Source organism: Radicibacter daui (genome assembly GCA_030657355.1).
Classification (GTDB): domain Bacteria; phylum Pseudomonadota; class Alphaproteobacteria; order Radicibacterales; family Radicibacteraceae; genus Radicibacter; species Radicibacter daui.
The window spans coordinates 14,386-30,517 of the sequence record CP131057.1 but is presented as its reverse complement, the minus strand read 5'-3'; the positions used below and the strand labels follow the sequence as shown (position 1 = coordinate 30,517).

Annotated in this window: 15 protein-coding genes; 13 read left to right on the top strand and 2 right to left on the bottom strand. The window is 63.9% G+C overall.

The window, feature by feature from the left end; all coding sequences use genetic code 11:
• Positions 1 to 38 precede the first annotated feature (38 nt).
• The 6 genes from QTL98_RS20000 to hydA are packed head-to-tail and all read left to right on the top strand — an operon-like array spanning position 39 to position 6,132.
• On the top strand, positions 39 to 380 hold the full coding sequence (locus QTL98_RS20000; protein WP_445682586.1) for a (2Fe-2S)-binding protein: 342 nt from the start codon (positions 39 to 41) through the stop codon (positions 378 to 380).
• Positions 377 to 1,825 (top strand): FAD-dependent oxidoreductase, encoded by a 1,449-nt coding sequence (locus QTL98_RS19995; protein ID WP_445682585.1) that lies wholly within the window; start codon positions 377 to 379, stop codon positions 1,823 to 1,825. The genes QTL98_RS20000 and QTL98_RS19995 overlap by 4 nt, the downstream gene beginning before the upstream one ends.
• A complete protein-coding gene (locus QTL98_RS19990; RefSeq protein WP_445682584.1) occupies positions 1,822 to 3,012 on the top strand; it encodes an NAD(P)/FAD-dependent oxidoreductase in 1,191 nt (396 codons plus the stop codon). The genes QTL98_RS19995 and QTL98_RS19990 overlap by 4 nt, the downstream gene beginning before the upstream one ends.
• Positions 3,009 to 3,950 carry a dihydrodipicolinate synthase family protein gene (locus QTL98_RS19985; protein ID WP_445682583.1) on the top strand — a complete coding sequence of 314 codons (942 nt, stop codon included), beginning with the start codon at positions 3,009 to 3,011 and terminating at the stop codon, positions 3,948 to 3,950. The genes QTL98_RS19990 and QTL98_RS19985 overlap by 4 nt, the downstream gene beginning before the upstream one ends.
• Complete coding sequence (locus tag QTL98_RS19980) at positions 3,947 to 4,678, top strand: GntR family transcriptional regulator (RefSeq protein WP_445682582.1); 732 nt, start codon at positions 3,947 to 3,949, stop codon at positions 4,676 to 4,678. The genes QTL98_RS19985 and QTL98_RS19980 overlap by 4 nt, the downstream gene beginning before the upstream one ends.
• Positions 4,678 to 6,132, top strand: coding sequence for a dihydropyrimidinase (gene hydA / locus QTL98_RS19975; RefSeq protein ID WP_445682581.1), 1,455 nt, complete (start codon positions 4,678 to 4,680; stop codon positions 6,130 to 6,132). The genes QTL98_RS19980 and hydA overlap by 1 nt, the downstream gene beginning before the upstream one ends.
• 74 nt (positions 6,133 to 6,206) lie before the next feature.
• On the opposite strand, the gene QTL98_RS19970 is transcribed toward hydA, so the two are convergent.
• Complete coding sequence (locus tag QTL98_RS19970; protein ID WP_445682580.1) at positions 6,207 to 6,767, bottom strand: lipid-binding SYLF domain-containing protein; 561 nt, start codon at positions 6,765 to 6,767, stop codon at positions 6,207 to 6,209.
• 104 nt (positions 6,768 to 6,871) lie between these two features.
• Positions 6,872 to 7,840: an LpxI family protein gene (locus QTL98_RS19965; RefSeq protein WP_445682579.1), complete on the bottom strand. Its 969-nt coding sequence runs from the start codon at positions 7,838 to 7,840 to the stop codon at positions 6,872 to 6,874.
• Between the two features lie 151 nt (positions 7,841 to 7,991).
• Here QTL98_RS19965 and QTL98_RS19960 point away from each other — a divergent pair, with 151 nt between their 5' ends.
• From QTL98_RS19960 to QTL98_RS19930, 7 genes are all read left to right on the top strand, one after another.
• Positions 7,992 to 8,759 (top strand): ThuA domain-containing protein, encoded by a 768-nt coding sequence (locus QTL98_RS19960; protein WP_445682578.1) that lies wholly within the window; start codon positions 7,992 to 7,994, stop codon positions 8,757 to 8,759.
• Between the two features lie 26 nt (positions 8,760 to 8,785).
• Positions 8,786 to 9,739, top strand: a complete 954-nt coding sequence (gene gcvA, locus QTL98_RS19955; protein ID WP_445682577.1) for a transcriptional regulator GcvA — start codon at positions 8,786 to 8,788, stop codon at positions 9,737 to 9,739.
• 45 nt (positions 9,740 to 9,784) lie between these two features.
• Entirely contained in the window at positions 9,785 to 10,555 is a 771-nt protein-coding gene (locus QTL98_RS19950; protein WP_445682576.1) for a class I SAM-dependent methyltransferase, read from the top strand.
• A 73-nt stretch (positions 10,556 to 10,628) separates the two neighbouring features.
• Positions 10,629 to 11,387: a class I SAM-dependent methyltransferase gene (locus tag QTL98_RS19945; protein ID WP_445682575.1), complete on the top strand. Its 759-nt coding sequence runs from the start codon at positions 10,629 to 10,631 to the stop codon at positions 11,385 to 11,387.
• A gap of 286 nt (positions 11,388 to 11,673) precedes the next feature.
• Positions 11,674 to 12,756, top strand: a complete 1,083-nt coding sequence (locus QTL98_RS19940; RefSeq protein WP_445682574.1) for a porin — start codon at positions 11,674 to 11,676, stop codon at positions 12,754 to 12,756.
• 661 nt (positions 12,757 to 13,417) lie between these two features.
• Positions 13,418 to 14,503 (top strand): porin, encoded by a 1,086-nt coding sequence (locus tag QTL98_RS19935; RefSeq protein ID WP_445682573.1) that lies wholly within the window; start codon positions 13,418 to 13,420, stop codon positions 14,501 to 14,503.
• Between the two features lie 423 nt (positions 14,504 to 14,926).
• Positions 14,927 to 16,000, top strand: a complete 1,074-nt coding sequence (locus tag QTL98_RS19930) for a porin (RefSeq protein ID WP_445682572.1) — start codon at positions 14,927 to 14,929, stop codon at positions 15,998 to 16,000.
• Positions 16,001 to 16,132 lie beyond the last annotated feature (132 nt).

Genomic DNA, 16,132 nt, shown 5'->3' with positions numbered 1-16,132 from the left:
TCTATCGTATACCGTTTGTGTACGAAGCAAGCCCCAAGATGAAAAAAAATCAAACCGAAGAGACCGTCGGCATCTGCGCCGCCGCCGGCAGGCCCCAAACCGGCCCGCGCCGCAAGACCGGGCTGGCCGGCGAAAAACTGGCCTTCAGCTTTAATGGACAGCGCGTTGAAGGCGTGGCCGGCGACAGCGTCGCCGCTGCCCTTCTGGCGGCGGGATACACCACCCTGCGGGAAAGCCCCCGCGCCGGCACGCCGCGCGGCCCGTTTTGCTGGATGGGCGTTTGCCAGGAATGCACCGTCGTCATCGACGGGGTGCGGCGTCCTGCCTGTCGTACCAGCCTGGCGGCCGGAATGCAGATTTTCCCGGGGACCATCGCATGAAGACGGCACTCGAACCCGCGACATTGCCGGCCCCTGCCGACCTGATCGTCATCGGCGCCGGACCTGCCGGAGCCGAAGCCGCCATGAGCGCGGCAGCGCAAGGCCTGCGGGTGCTGCTGCTGGACGAGGCGGTAGCCGCCGGCGGGCAGGTCTATCGCGCCCCGCACGCGGGGGACAAAAAATCCGCAAGCTCCCCCGAGGCTGTTGCGGGCAACGACTTGCGCGCCCGCCTGGAAGCCAGCACGGTCGAATGCCATTTCGGTGAAACAGTCTGGTCCGTCTCCCCCGGCTTCCGGGTCGACAGCCTGAGCGCACAAGGCACCCGGTCCTGGCATGGCCGCGCTCTCATTACTGCGACAGGAGCGAGCGAGCGTGTCGTCCCGTTTCCGGGCTGGACGCTGCCGGGTGTCATCGGCCTTGCCGGGGCGACCATTTTGCTCAAATCGCAGGGCATCCTGCCCGGCCGGCGGACGTTGATTGCCGGTTGCGGCCCCCTGTTGCTGGCTGTTGCCGCCGGCATTCTGGCCGCCGGCGGCGAGGTGGCGGCCGTCGCGGACCTTTCGCCACGCAGCGACTGGCTGCGAAAATTCCCCCGCCTGGCCTCAAGGCCGGACCTGCTGCTTCGTGGCGCGGGCTGGCTTGCCAGTCTGAAACGGACCGGCGTGCCCGTCTTCAGCGCCCATACTCTCAAGGAAGTGGTCCGCGACGGGGACCAGCTGGTCGCGACCTTGCAGCCGGTCGATGGCGCCCGCCGCCCGGTAACCGGACCGGAGCCCCACTTTGCCGTTGATGCCGTCACCGTTGGCCATGGGCTGGTACCGGGAACAGACGTGACCCGGTTGCTGCGTGCCCGTCACCATTATGATTTCGCACAAGGCGGCTGGGCACCGGACCTCGACGGGAATTTCCGCACCAACCTGCCCGGCCTCTACGCCGTCGGGGACGGAACCGGCATTGCCGGAGCGGCGACCGCCTCCCTGAACGGCCAGCTTGCCGGACTTGCTGCCGCCCGGGACCTTGGGGCTCTTGCCGACACCGTGCATGAGCAGCTTGCCGCCCGGCTGGAACAGCAAGCGGCAAAGGCCGGACGCTTTGGCCGCGCCATGGCGGAGCTTATGGCGCTGAGGCCGGCACAGGTCGCGGCAATCAGCCCCGAAACCGTCGTCTGCCGCTGCGAGGATGTGACCCGGGCCGAAATCGACAGTGCCATCGAAGATGGGGCCCGCACGGTAAACCAGCTCAAATCCTGGACCCGCTGCGGCATGGGTCCCTGCCAGGGGCGCATGTGCGGGGATGTGGCAACCGCCCTTATGGCGCAGGCCACCGGAGAAGCCCCCGTCGCCCCCTTTACCGGCCGTACACCCTTTCGCCCCCTGCCCATCTCGCAGTTCGCCGGCGATTGCGACTATGGCGACATCAAACTCCCGCCCCCGGCACCGCTATGACCAGCCCGAACCCCTCTCCCGCCCTCTCCCGCGGTGCCGGCGAAATCTACGACGCCACGATCATCGGCGCCGGTGCCATGGGCGCCACCACTGCACTTCATCTGGCGCGCAGCGGCATGAAGGTGCTGCTGATCGACCGGGGCGAGATTTGCCGCGAGGCATCGGGCGTCAACGCAGGCACGCTGACGCTGCACATGACCCGGGCGGCCCTTATTCCCCACGCCATGAGAGGGCGCGAGTTATGGCTCGACGCCCCCAAATGGCTGGGTATGGATGTCGGCGCGCGTTCCGCGCCGGGCCTCTCGCTTGCCTTTACACCGGCAGAACGCGAGATGCTGGAAAAGCGGGCCGAAGCGCGGGCCGCCATGGGGGCGCCGATCCGGCTGATAACGCCGGCCGAGGCCCGCGCCGTGGAGCCCAGGCTCAATGACGGCGTCCTGGCTGCCGCCTTTTGCGAACTGGATGGACATGTAACGGCCTACCTGACCGGCCGCGCCTACCGCCGCGCCCTCACGGCCGCAGGCGTGACCATCCGTGAGAACCTGCCGGTGAGCGCGATCAACCGGGATGGTGCCCACTATGACATCACAGCCGCCTCCCCTGATAACCGCGCACCGGAACATTTGCGCACGCGCCGCCTGGTGCTTGCCGGCGGGGTGTGGCTGCAATCCATGCTCGGCTGGCTCGGGTTCGACGTGCCGGTCAAATGCCTCATCAACCAGCTGGTGGTGACGGAGCGTATGCGGCCCGTCATGCGCTCCGTCGTCGGCATTGCCAATGGCCTGCTTTCGCTCAAGCAGTTCGAGAACGGCACGGTGCTGATCGGCGGCGGCTGGCAAGGCATCGGTGACCCGGTGCGGGGCGGCGTGGAAGCTATCCCGGAAAATCTGGTCGGCAATGTGCGCCTTGCCCGCCACGCCATTCCGGCGCTTGGAGAGACGCGCATCGCACGCATCTGGCTTGGCCTTGAATCGGAGACGGCGGATGCGCTGCCCATGATCGGCCCGCTGCCCGGCATGGAAAACGCCTTCGTCATTGGCTGCGTCCATTCCGGCTACACGAGCGCCCCCTGCATGGGCTGGCTGCTCTCGCAGACAATCCTGGGGCATGAGCCAGAATTGCCCCTTTTCGATCCGGCCCGGCTGATGGCAGCCCCGGCTGCACAAAGACCAGAGGAAACGCCTTGATCCCGCAAAAAGACCGGCCCTTTCGCGGTATCTACGCCGCTACGCTGACACCGTTTCATCCCGATGGCGGGATCGACGAGGAGACGCTTGCCGAGCATTTTCGTACCGTCACGGCAGTGGCCGGCATTGTCGGGGTGCTGTGCAACGGCCATGCGGGCGAAAATTTCCTGCTGACACGCGACGAACGGCGCAGGGTCACGGACATCGCCCGGCAGACCATCGGCAGCAGCCACATCATCGTCAGCGGCGTGGTGGCGGAAGCCAGCGCCGAGGCCGCGCTGCATGCGGCCGATGCCGTGGCCGCGGGTGCCGATGCCGTGCTGGTGTTCCCGCCCTTTTCCTGGGCGCTCTCCCAGGATCCTGACATGGCGGTTACCCATCACCGGATCATCGCCGAAAAGGCCCGCTGTCCGCTGATGCTCTATCAGGCGGGCGTCGGATCGGCGATGGCCTATCCACCGGATGTGCTGGCGCAGCTGGTGCAGCTGCCGGATATCGTCGGCATCAAGGAAGGCAGCTGGGAGAGCGCGGCCTATGACCGCAATCGCCGGCTGGTGGCGGAGCTTGCCCCCCATGTGGAGATGATGGCCTCGGGTGACCAGCACCTGCTCTCCTGCTTCGTGCAGGGCAGCGCCGGCAGCCTTGTAAGCCTTGCCGTGCTGATGCCCGAAGAGATCGTCGCACTGGACCGGGCGGTGCTGAACAACGAGCGCGACCGCGCGCTGGCGCTGCATGCGCGCATCCAGCCGCTGGCGGACGTGATCTATGGCATGGCGCCCACGGGACATGCCACCGCGCGGCTCAAGGCGGCGATGGTCCTGCTCGGCCGGTGGAAAAATGGGATGACCCGCGCGCCGATTACGGGCATTTCGTCAGAGGAAACCGATGCCCTGCGGCGTGCGCTTGCAACCGCAGGATTACTGGAGGCCTGTGCTTGACCCAGAAGTCGCCCCCGATCAAGGACGTGGAGTTGCCCCGGCCGGCCGAAGCCGAGAGCGGTGCCGACAACGAAGCCAGCCTTGGCGATGTCGCTTATGAGGAATTGAGCCGCCTTATCCTGACACGCAAGCTGCCCGGCGGCAGCCTGGTCGTCGAGGGGCGGCTTGCCCTGCAGCTCAACATTTCGCGCACGCCGATGCGGGAGGCCATGCTGCGCCTTGCCGCCGAAGGGCTGCTGGTCAAGCAAGGCTCGCGCTCCTATGCGGTGCGGCAGGTGCAGCCTGTCGAGTTTTTCCAGGCGCTCAAGGTCCGCGAACTGCTGGAGGGCGAAGCCGTCACGCTGGCCATCGGCCGCATTCCCAAGGCGGTGATCGATGAGCTGCGCGAGGGCATTCGCCAGCTGGGCACGCTCGGCTCGCAGGAAGCCGCGCACTGGGAAATGGATGACCGGCTGCACATGCTGTTCCCCGAAGCCCTGGGCAACGGCACACTGATGAAGATCATCCGCCAGCTGCGCATGACCACCCGACTTTTCGAGCTGACCAGCCCGAGCGGCCGGGTTCAGGCCGATGCCGCCGAGCATATCGCCATTCTCGACGCGGTGGAGAAGGGCGATGCGCGGCAGGCCCGTACGGCGATGGTTACGCACCTGCGCAATGTCGCCGCGGAAATCCTCGATATCGTGACCGGCCGCGACAGCGGCCCGCTTAAACGGGAACGTCGGTAATGCAGAATTTTGACCTCGTCATTCGCGGCGGCACGGTGGTGACGGCCGCGGACAGCTTTGAATGCGACGTGGCGATCCGGGACGGGCGCATTGCCGCTCTGGGAAACGGGTTGGCCGGTGACAGGATCATCGACGCAAAGGGCCTGTTGGTGATGCCGGGCGGGGTCGACAGCCACTGCCATATCGAGCAGCTGGAAGCCGATGGCTCCATCCATGAAGAAACCTTCACCACCGCCGGCATCTCGGCCTTTGCCGGGGGCACGACGACGGTCATTCCCTTTGCCCCGCAGTTCAAGGGGCAGCCGATCCGGGAAAAGCTGGCAGAATATCGCCGGCGCGCCGCCCTCTCCCCCATCGACTACAGCTTCCACCAGATCATCACCGATCCGGATGCCGAAGGCCTTGCCGAGGAACTGCCGGAAATCGTCGCCTCCGGCATCCGCAGCCTCAAGGTGTTCCTGACCTATGACCCGCTGCATCTGGATGACCGGCAATATCTGAAGGTACTGACGGCGGCCAAAAAGCTGGGCGCGATCATCACCATCCATTGCGAGAATTACGAGGCGATCCGCTGGCGCAGCGAAGCGCTGCTGAAGGCCGGGCTGCCGGGGCCGGCCTCCCACGCCCTTTCGCGCCCGAAGGTGGTGGAGCGGGAAGCGACCTACCGCGCCATCGCCCTTTCCGAACTGGTGGACCAGCCGATCCATATCTTCCACGTCTCCTGCGGAGAGGTGGCGGAGGAGATAACCCGGGCAAAACGCCGGGGCGTGAAGATCACGGCGGAAACCTGCCCGCAATATATGGTGCTGGGTGCCGGCGACATGGACCGTCCGGGTTTTGAAGGCGCCAAGTTCATGTGCAGCCCGAGCCCGCGCGCTGCCGGCGATGCCAGCGATGCCGAGGGGCTGTGGGCGGCGATTACCGCCGGCACGCTCGATATCATTTCCTCGGACCATTGCGGCTACAGCATCGAGGGCAATCGCGGCAAGAAGATCAACGGCGCCGATGCCGACTTTACCCGCATCCCCAACGGCGTGCCGGGTCTCGCGGCCCGCATGGCCATTACCTTCAGCGAAGGGGTGAGCGCAGGGCGCATCGATGCCAGCGACTTCGTGCGGCTGACCGCTACCAACCCGGCCAAACGCTTCGGCCTTTATCCGCGCAAGGGCCTGATTGCTCCCGGCGCCGATGCCGACATCGTTCTATGGGATCCCGGCAGGCAGGTGACGCTCACCAATCAGTTGATGCAGCACGCCATCGACTACACTCCCTATGAAGGGCTGAAGGTGACCGGCTGGCCGGTGATGACCATTGCCCGCGGCAAGTTGGTGATGGAAGACGGCAAGGTCTCGGCAACTGCCGGTGCCGGTGAGTTTCTGCCAGCATCACTTTCGCCCGCCATGAAGCCGCGCGGCGTGGTGCCGGATGATTTCGACGCTGCCGCTTTTTCCTGAAAGCTCGCCCTGCAAAGGACAGAGCCCGGCCTTTCGGCCGGGCTCCTTGCTTCAACAGACTTTGAGGGCGCCGTTCAGCGCTTGATCTGGGTAATCTTGGTGCCTTCGATGCTGATGCCGGCCATCAGGCCCTGCTGGTCGAAGATGAAGGCATAGGCATCGTCCTTGAGGGTCGAGGTGGAGAGGTTCTTGGCCACGCCCTCATCCACCAGCGCCACCGTCGGGCCGACGCCGATTTCCCAGCCCTTGGACTTGTCGAGATAATCGACGGCCTTGTCGTTCATCAGGAAGACGACATAACCGTAGGACTGCGCGCCGGCCTGCAGGCCCCAGGAGCCAGTGACCGAGTTATAATAGTCGGTAACCTTGTCGTTCTTCTCCAGCACGCCTTCGCCATAAGCGCCGCCGAAGACGAGGCCGGCCTTGACGATGTTCGGGAAGATCAGCACGGCCTTGGCCTGCTTGGCGATGCCGGCGGCGGCCTGATTGGTGCTGATGAGTTTTTCCAGCGCCTGGTTGGAATCGCGGTTGAGATCCTCGGCCGTGGCGGCCCAGGCCGGACCCGGCATGACAACACCGGCCGCGCCGGCGGCAGCGAGCGCAGCGATCAGCAGGGAGGTGCGGGCGAATTTCATCGAGGTGCTCCTGTCAGGGGAAGGATCGGCGACGCGCCGTCCGGTTGCAGGAACAACGGGGTGGGCGCGTTCCGGTTCCCGTCCCTGCTGCCGCACCCCTGCCCTCAGGGGTGGCGCAGGAGCCGCTTCCACCAGGGCCGGTGCGGGATTTTCAGGCCCCAGTTCTTTTCCAGCACGGTGATGAAAAAACCTGCCGCGTCAGCACGTTCCAGCAGCGCCTGCCGTTCTGCCAGCAGCGCCCCGCCAGCCTCGATGGCGATGCCGCGCAGGCCGGCGGCAAGGGCTGCTTCCACCGTTGCCGGGCCAATCGTGGGCAAGTCCAGTCGCGGGTCCTGCTGCGGCTTGCGCAGCTTGACGAGCACGCCGCCTTCGCCGGCACGGGCGAGCGCGCCGACGCGCCCCAGCATGGCATCGGTGCCCTCGATGGCTTCCACCGCCAGCACCAGTCCCTGCTGCACCACCGCCCCCTGCCCGACATCGAGCGCGCCCAGCGCCCGTACCACTTCCGCCGCCCGGGTAATATCGCTCCACGCCCCGGCATCTGGCAGTGCGCGGGTAACAGGGCCGGGCGCCGCCAGCAGGGCCGGGTAAAGGGTGTGAGCGCCCCTCAGCGCCAGCCCTTCGCTCTCCAGATGCCGGCCGAGCAGGCCGAGCAGATTGTCATCGCCCAGCGCCGCGGCGTAACCGAGCTTCAGAGCAAGGGCCGCCGTGGCCGCCGTTGGCGCCAGTTCGGCAAGGGAGGGCCGGCGCACCGGGCCCAGCATGCAGACCTCGCCGGCCCCGGCTGATTTCAGCCAGGCCACCAGCTCGGCCGCTTCCCCGAGGCGGAACCAGCGGTGCGTGTAACCCTCGACCCAAGCGGGTTCGGTAAAGCCCGTAAGGGCGGCTACCAGCACCGTCTGCCCGGCTGCGCGGCAATGCGCGGCAAGCTGCTCCGGCAGGCTTCCCCCGCCGGCGATAAGGCCAAGCACCATACCTCCCGCGGCCGGCACGGCGGCAGAAGTCACAGCAGGATCAAGGGCAGAGGCGTTGGGCATGAATTGCTTGTAGTGGCTTTGGGCCGCAGCCGGCAAGACAGGCGCCGGACCCGGCTGCACAAAAATCAACAAGATTTGGGCAGTGACTTCCGCCACAAATTCCCCCCTAATTCCGCCTCTTGCCGCGCCGGCGGGCCAGACCGGCCCCGACGGCACCGATATCGCCACCCAAAAAGGCCCCTCCTCCATGGACATGAGCGCACGTGTGCTGATCTGGACCGAAACCGCCGGCACGCCGGTGGATGCCGACAGCGCTGAGGTTTACCCCGATGGCATGGAGGCCGTGCTGGCGCAGGCGCTGACCCAACGCGGCTTCGACGTGGAGACCGCCTGCCTTGCCGACAGCGAACACGGGCTTTCCGAAGCCCGGTTGGCGGCAACCGATGTGCTGATCTGGTGGGGCCACCGCCAGCATGAGGCCGTCAGCGACGATGTGGTGCGCCGGGTGCAACGGCGGGTGCTGGATGGCATGGGCTTCATCGCCCTGCACTCCTCCCACCTTGCAAAGGCGTTCCTGACGCTGCTTGGCACCGGCGGCACGCTGCGCCACCGGCTTGCCGGCAAGGAGAGCGCGCCGATGAGCGAGCGCGGCGAGACCGAGCGGCTGTGGCTGGTTGCGCCGGGTCACCCGATCGCCGAAGGGGTCAGCGACCAGATCGAGCTCCCGCAGGAGGAGATGTATGGCGAACCCTTCGACATTCCCGAGCCGGACGAGCTGGTGTTCATCTCCTGGTTTGAAGGCGGCGAGGTGTTCCGCTCCGGCTGCTGCTGGCGGCGCGGGCGCGGGCGCATTTTCTATTTCCGCCCCGGGCACGAGACGTTTGCCACCTACTGGAGCGGCGAGATCCAGCACATCCTCGCCAACGCGGTACGTTGGGCCGCGCCGCCGCACCAGACGGGCAACCTTCTGCGCACCGAACGTGTGCCCTATCCGCCCAGCCCGCTGAAGCGCTGAGACGGATCCGGAAGACCGGATCATCCATGGGCCCGCATCTGCCCCCGCTGCAACCGCTTGTCGCCTTCGAGGCGGTGGCCCGGCATCTGAGCTTCAGCCGGGCCGCGGCGGAGCTGTGCGTGACGCAAAGCGCCGTCAGCCACCAGATCCGGCATCTGGAGGGGCATTTCGGCGTCAAGCTGTTCAACCGGCTCAATCCCGGCATCGCGCTCACCGAAGACGGGCAGGCCCTGCTGCCGGAAGTGCGCGAGGCGCTGGACCGGCTGGGCGCGGTGGCCGAACGGCTGCGCCGCCGCGCCCGGGCTGGCGTGCTGGCGGTGGCGGCCCCGCCCGGCATCGCCACCTGGTGGCTGGTGCCGCGGCTCGGCCGCTTCAGCGCCCGGCATCCGGAGATCGAGGTGCGCATCGCCGCCATGGACGAGAAGGTGGATTTCGAGCGCGACCGCATCGATGTCAGCCTGTTTCTCGCTCGGCCGGAAGCGGTGCCCGACGGGGCGACCTCCTGCAAGCTGCTGCGGGAGAAGGTGTTTCCCGTCTGCAGCCCGGCGCTTGCCGCGCGCCTTAAAAGCCCTGCCGATCTCGCCGCCGTACCGCTGCTGCATGAAGACCAGCGTTACACCTCCGAGCTCGACTGGCGGCTCTGGGTGCGGGCGCTGGGAGTGGAAGGCAGGGTTGACCCCGCGCGCGGCCCGCATTTTTCGCATTTCGCCCTCGTGATGCGGGCGGCGATGGATGGCATGGGCGTGGCGCTCGGCCGCGCGCCGATGGTGGACGACGAGCTTGCCGCCGGGCGGCTCATTCGCCCGTTCGGCAATGCCATGATTCCGGCCAGCCGCATCTATGCCGCCCGCTGGGCCGCCGGCGCGGAGCGGGACCTGCGGGTCATCGCCTTTCGCGACTGGCTGCGCGAGGAAAGCGGTGACGGCGACCTCGCCGCCTTGCCGACCGGCCTTGCCCGGCCAGATGTTCTGGGAGCGTGAGGCTCCTCCTATTTCCGCCCTTCCGATTGGCTTAAGCAGAGATCCATGTCCGCTCCCATCCACTCCCTGATCGCCCGGGCCCTGACCCATAATCTGAGCGAAGCTGCCGTCTATCGTGCCTCCCGGCGTGAAGTCTCTGGCGCGAGTGACGTTGCCGGGGCACCGGACGGGCGGTTTTACTGCCCGGTATGCACAAGCTGGCACTGGCGCTTCCTGCCCTATGGCCGCAATGGCCGGCCGAATGCGCTCTGCCCCACCTGCGGCTCGGTGGAGCGCCACCGCTTCCTGTGGCTGACGCTGGCCCCGCTGCTGAGCCGGGCGCGCCGCATCGTGCATGTGGCGCCCGAACCGGGCATCCGCGCCCGGCTGGAAGGGCTGCCGGGGGTGCATTACCGCGCCGTCGACCGTTATGACCCGGATGCCGAGCCAATGGACCTTACCGAGCTGCTGATGCCGGACAATTCGGCCGATCTTATCATCTGCAACCATGTGCTGGAGCATATCCCCGACGACCGGCAGGCGATGGCGGAGATGCTGCGCGTGCTGCGGCCGGGCGGCCATGCGGTGGTGATGGTGCCGGTGGATGAAAAACGCGCCGCCACCTATGAGGATGACAGCATCGTCTCGCCGGCGGATCGGGCAGTTGCCTTCGGCCATCCTTATCATGTGCGGGTGTGCGGCGCGGATTACCCCAAACGGCTGGAAGCGACCGGCTTTGCCGTGGAGTATCGCCATTCACGCAGCCTCAGCGGCCATAAGCGCCGGCTGATGCGCCTGAACAAGACACCGCTTTACCTCTGCCGCAAACCGGCCTGAGGTCGCGCTAAACGGCTCAGCGGTCCACTATCCTGAGCTCTTCCTTCTTCTTTCCATCACGGTTCCCGACGACATGACCAGCGCTCTCCGCCAGCCCCAGCCGGATCTGATTTCCATTGCCCCGTTCCGCGGCCCTTTCCACCGCAAGCGGCGCAACCGGCTGATGCGAGCGAACGAGCGCGGCGCCTTCCGGCTGGCACAGGCAAAGGCCAGCGGCGAGTGGGGTCGCTTGCTGGCTGCTGTGCCGGGATTGGCCGACACCGATGCCAGTCTACTGACAGGCCGGCTGCAACGGCTTTACGCGGCCTATACCAGCCAGGTGTCGGAGGCGATGATGGCGGCTTCGCTTTCCGCCTGCGTAACGGCGCTGCAGCTCGTCAAGGCGACTGGCGCAAAGCGGGTGGCCGATCTCGGCTCCGGCTTCAGTTCGGTTGCCTTCCGCGCCCTGCTGGCAGACCCGGCCTTCCAGTTGTGGTCAGTGGATGACGACGCCTTCTGGCTGGCGCGCACCGGCAGCTTCCTTTCCAAACGCAGCCTGCGGCAGGACGGGCTGATGGTGTGGCAGGATTTCGCGAGCCACGGGCCGGAAACCCTCGACCTCATCTTCCATGATCTTGGCGACATGGTGACCCGGCGCAACGTCCTGCCGCTCCTGTGGCAGAAGCTGGCCCCGGGCGGGGTGCTGGTGCTCGACGACATGCACAAACCGGTATACCGAAAGGCTGTCCAGACTTTCCTCGCCACGGTGCGCTGCGACTCATTCTCCCTGCAGCAAAAAACCGGAGATCAATGGGGCCGTTACGACTGGGCTGTGATCAAGCTCACAGTTTGAAGGATTTTAATCCCAAACTGCGACAAAATTGATGTGTAAAACCTCACAAATCTCGCAGTTCTCGCGACTACCCCTCACCAAATTCGGCCTCTAACATAGCCTTAGGACGAACTCCCTCGTGGAATTCGCCTATAGGGCCTTAACGCGGATGACGGCTTCATCTGCGACAGGGTTCCTATGTCCAGACATGATCCAGAAGCGAGCCGGGGGTAACGCAGCGCTTTCCGGCAATGTGTCCGCTCGCCTGGATTTTGGACACGCCCTAATGAAAATGGAGCAAAAGTTAATGAAAAAGCTACTCCTTGGCACCACCGCCCTCGTTGCCGCTGCTGGCTTCAGCGGCATCGCTTCCGCCCAGCAGGTAACCACCAAGGCAACCTCCCTCGCCATCTCCGGTGACGTCGAATTCGAAGGTGCCTATTCGGACAACGATTCGACCGACCGCAAGGTCGACTTCCTCAGCGACGGCGACTTCACCTTCTCGCCGAAATATGTCGCAGACAACGGCCTGACCACTACCGGCCGCATCGACTTCCAGTGGAACTCCGGCAACAGTAATCTTGCTACTGACGAACTCTCTGTCACCTTCCAGTCGGCAAGCTTCGGCTCCGTAACCCTCGGTGATGATGACGGCGCCGCCGACAACTTCTATCAGTTCGGCCCGGTCGCCGGTGATGGCAACTGGGACGGCAGCGCCCCGCAGTTTGCAGGCTGGGCCGACCCCACCAGCCCGACCGGCGGCGATGGTATCAAGTGGGCCGGCGACAATATCGAGCCCAACCTCAGCGGCGACGCCACCAAGATCTACTATAGCACCTCCGGCCTGGATTTGGCTGGCTTCACCTTCGGAGCATCCTATGCGCCGTCTGCCGGTAATACCTTTGACAGCGGAAATGGCCTGACCAAGGCCGTCGGCGATATACACGACGTATGGGATGTTGGCGGCACGTGGGAAGGCCAGTTCTCCGGCGTCAACCTTACCGTCGGCGGCGTTTATGTTACCGGCAAACGGGACTTCAGCGGCGATAACCCCTCTGGCTACAATGTCGGCGGCACCGTTGGCTTTGGCGCCCTCAAGGTTGGCGGGGGGTACACCGGCTATAGCGATTATTACGCTGCAGGGGCCGATGCGGACGTTTGGGCGGCCGGTGCCACCTACGACATTGGTGCCTTCACAGTCGGAGCGACCTACACCAAGAGCGATTACGATGTCGGATCGGGCTATGACGACAGTTCCGACTACGGTGCCGCCGTCAGTTACGCCGTGGCCCCGGGCGTAACCGCCAAAGGTGAAGTCAACCAGTTCAAGAATGATGACACCGGTAATGACGCCACCGTCGTCATGCTTGGCACCCAGGTCGATTTCTAAAAACTGCCCTCTCCCTCAAGCGCAGTTTCCGGAAGGCAGGAGCTTTTGCTCCTGCCTTCTCTTTTTTGGGCACTGGCCGCTCTGGTCTTCTGCTTCCTAGGCGATCCATCCCAATGGGGTCATAGCCACCGTTCTGCCTTTCCTCATGCCTCCAGAGTTACCCCGCCAAGAAGACCGAGCCATAAACGGCTACGGCTTATTATGAAGACGACCGCCAAACCCGCCACGAAGCTCAGATTGCTACGCCGTTCGGCCACTAAATCCAGAGCCCAAGCTGTGCGCCCGCAATTTTCTGATGCCGTGACCGCATAAAGTGAAAAGAAATTTCCGAACACAACTTTGGTAACGTGAACTTAATCACACTGCCGCGAATTCGTCATATGACGTGTCCATTTGGCCACACCCTCACACTTTGGTACGAAATGCCGCAGAGAGCGGGTTGCACCTGCCTACTTTGTCGGCAACTCTGTTTGCGCCCCAGTACCCGGCTGAAGACCGACTCTGGGCTTCAGGCGAATACAGGTTTTCTGTTTTTGGTCTGACAACTGTTGAAAACATAAAGACAACGTCACCACGGCAGCCCTTGAGGCTGTTGACCACAAAAAGAAGCAGAAACCCTTTTCGGGGCAAACCAAACTGCTGCTTGAGGGAGCACACCTTAATGAAGAAGATTCTCCTGGGCACCACCGCCCTGGTCGCGGCTGCCGGTTTCTCTGGCCTTGCCTCCGCCCAGCAGGTGACCACCAAGGCCACCTCGCTGTCGATCGCCGGCAGCGTCGAATTTGAAGCCGCCTATGCCGATAACGACACAGGCGCAGCCCGCAAGATCGACTTTCTGTCTGACGGCGACTTCACCTTCTCGCCGAAATACGTTGCCGACAACGGCCTGACCACCATCGGTCGTCTTGACTTTGCTTGGGACAAGAACAACAGCAATCTTGCCACCGACGAACTGTCCATCACCTTCCAGTCCGCAAGCTTCGGCTCCATAACTCTTGGTGATGATGACGGCGCTGCCGACACTTTCTGGCAGGGTGGCCCGACCGCCGGCGATGGCAACTGGGACGGCTCAGCGACCCGCTTCGTGACGTCCGACTGGTCTGGCGACAATCTCAACGTCAACCTGAACGGTGACGCCACGAAGATCTATTACAGCACCTCCGGCCTCGACCTTGCCGGCTTTACCTTCGGCGCGTCCTACACCCCGAAGAACAACAGCACCTTCGACACCGGCACTCTTTCTAAAACGGCTATCGGCACTACTACTGACGCCGCGATGTCGGACCTTTATGACGTCGGTGGAAGCTGGAGCGGCGACTTCTCCGGTGTGACGGTCTCGGTTGCTGGCTCTTACATCAGCGGCAAGCGTGACCTCTCCAGCGAAGATCCCTCGGCCTTTAACGTCGGCGGCAAATTGGGCTTCGGTGCACTCACCGTTGGTGGCGGCTACACCAGCGGTTCCAACCGCTATGCCCCCGGTAAGGATGATCACGCTTGGGCCGTCGGTGCCACGTATGCGATTGGCGCTTACACCGTTGGCGCCACTTATCAAAAGAGTGATTTCGACGATGGCACCACTACCGGCACCGCAGGTACCGCCAAAGTCGATTCCACTGCTTATGGTGCCGCCGTTACGTACGCCGTGGCTCCCGGCGTGACCGCTCTCGGCGAAATCAACCAGTTCAAGGATGACGACAACAGCAACGACACCACCGTCGTCATGCTGGGCACAAAGATTGCGTTCTGATCCAGCTTTTGTCTGACCAAACTGGGGAGAAACAGGGCACAAGGCCCTGTTTCTCCCTCGTTAGGCCCTACAGAATGAACGTCTGACAAAAGCTTTTACGTCCCTCCGCGCTATTAGCAGTACATCCGAGACATTGTGTCGATGCGGCAACACCACTCCTCCGCTGATCCCCTTGGAGGAAGAGTGTGGTTGCGTCCTCGTTGTCTGTCATGAACTCTGTCGTCACCTCAGCGAAAGCGAAGTCTCACACTTTGTGAGGTTCTGTTTTCGCTAGGCTTTGCTCTTCCCTCTTCAATACCGTTGCTAAAAAACAACAGTGTTGCAGTTTGGATTGCCCTTCAAGGGCAAATCCATTGAACAGGGGGAGGGTAAGGAGCCTAATCCGGGGTGAAACAAATCTGCTGCTTGAGGGAGCACATTTTAATGAAGAAGATTCTTCTGGGCACCACCGCCCTGGTCGCCGCTGCTGGTTTTGCTGGCGTGGCTTCTGCTCAGCAGGTGACCACCAAGGCCACCACGCTCGGCATCTCCGGCAGCGTCGAGTTCGAAGGCGCCTACGCCGATAACGACACCGGCGCTCAGCGCAAGATCGACTTTCTGTCCGACGGCGACTTCACCTTCTCCCCGAAGTATGTTGCTGACAACGGCCTGACCACCACCGGTCGTCTCGACTTTGCTTGGGACAAGAACAACAGCAACCTCGCCACCGACGAACTGTCCATCACCTTCTCGTCCGCGAGCTTCGGTTCGCTGACCCTCGGTGACGATGACGGCGCCGTTGACACTTTCTACCAGCAGGGCCCGCTGACCGGCGACGGCCAGTGGGACGGTTCCGCTACCCGCTTCGTGACCACCAGCTGGGCTGGCGACTCCATCGAGCAGAACCTCAATGGCGACGCCACGAAGATCTATTACAGCACCAGCGGCCTTGATCTGGCTGGCTTCACTTTCGGCGCGTCCTACACGCCGAAGGGTGACAACAGCTTCGACAGCGGCAATGGCCTCAAGAAGACTGCGGCTACTACTACCTCCGATAGCGGTGTGTCCGATATCTATGATTTCGGCGGCAGCTGGGAAGGTGAGTTCTCTGGCGTTTCCGTCAGCGCTGGTGGTGCGGTGATCACCGGCAAGCGCGACCTCAGCTCGGAAAACCCGACCGCTTATAACGCTGGTGCCACTTTCGGCTTCGGTGCTCTCAAGGTTGGTGGCGGCTACACCTTCGCTAGGAATCTGACCTCGGGCGGCGACGACTTCAACGAGTGGGCTGTTGGTGTTACCTACGACATCGGCGCGTTCACCGTTGGTGCGACCTACGACAAGGCCAGCTACGAATCGACGAACTTCGATGGCAACCCGGACTCCACCGCTTACGGCGCCGCTGTTAGCTACGCTGTTGCTCCGGGCGTCACGGCCCTTGGTGAAGTCAACCAGTTCAAGGATGACGACAATGGTGATGACACCACCGTCGTTATGCTCGGCACCAAGGTTGCTTTCTGATCCAGACTTTGATCTGAATTGGAAACAGGAAGGCAGGGCTTCGGCCCTGCCTTTCTTTTTTCGTGCTTTTTGTGTTGAAGCCCCGCCTGCAAGCGACGAGGATGCAAACCGAATTTTGGCTTAACCGATCCG

Excerpts from the sequence above, each read along its gene's own strand:
- QTL98_RS20000 (WP_445682586.1), top strand. The coding sequence starts at position 39 with ATGAAAAAAAATCAAACCGAAGAGACCGTCGGCATCTGCGCCGCCGCC.
- QTL98_RS19995 (WP_445682585.1), top strand. The coding sequence starts at position 377 with ATGAAGACGGCACTCGAACCCGCGACATTGCCGGCCCCTGCCGACCTG.
- QTL98_RS19990 (WP_445682584.1), top strand. The coding sequence starts at position 1,822 with ATGACCAGCCCGAACCCCTCTCCCGCCCTCTCCCGCGGTGCCGGCGAA.
- hydA (WP_445682581.1), top strand. The coding sequence starts at position 4,678 with ATGCAGAATTTTGACCTCGTCATTCGCGGCGGCACGGTGGTGACGGCC.
- QTL98_RS19970 (WP_445682580.1), bottom strand. The coding sequence starts at position 6,767 with ATGAAATTCGCCCGCACCTCCCTGCTGATCGCTGCGCTCGCTGCCGCC.
- QTL98_RS19960 (WP_445682578.1), top strand. The coding sequence starts at position 7,992 with ATGGACATGAGCGCACGTGTGCTGATCTGGACCGAAACCGCCGGCACG.
- gcvA (WP_445682577.1), top strand. The coding sequence starts at position 8,786 with ATGGGCCCGCATCTGCCCCCGCTGCAACCGCTTGTCGCCTTCGAGGCG.
- QTL98_RS19950 (WP_445682576.1), top strand. The coding sequence starts at position 9,785 with ATGTCCGCTCCCATCCACTCCCTGATCGCCCGGGCCCTGACCCATAAT.
- QTL98_RS19945 (WP_445682575.1), top strand. The coding sequence starts at position 10,629 with ATGACCAGCGCTCTCCGCCAGCCCCAGCCGGATCTGATTTCCATTGCC.
- QTL98_RS19940 (WP_445682574.1), top strand. The coding sequence starts at position 11,674 with ATGAAAAAGCTACTCCTTGGCACCACCGCCCTCGTTGCCGCTGCTGGC.
- QTL98_RS19935 (WP_445682573.1), top strand. The coding sequence starts at position 13,418 with ATGAAGAAGATTCTCCTGGGCACCACCGCCCTGGTCGCGGCTGCCGGT.
- QTL98_RS19930 (WP_445682572.1), top strand. The coding sequence starts at position 14,927 with ATGAAGAAGATTCTTCTGGGCACCACCGCCCTGGTCGCCGCTGCTGGT.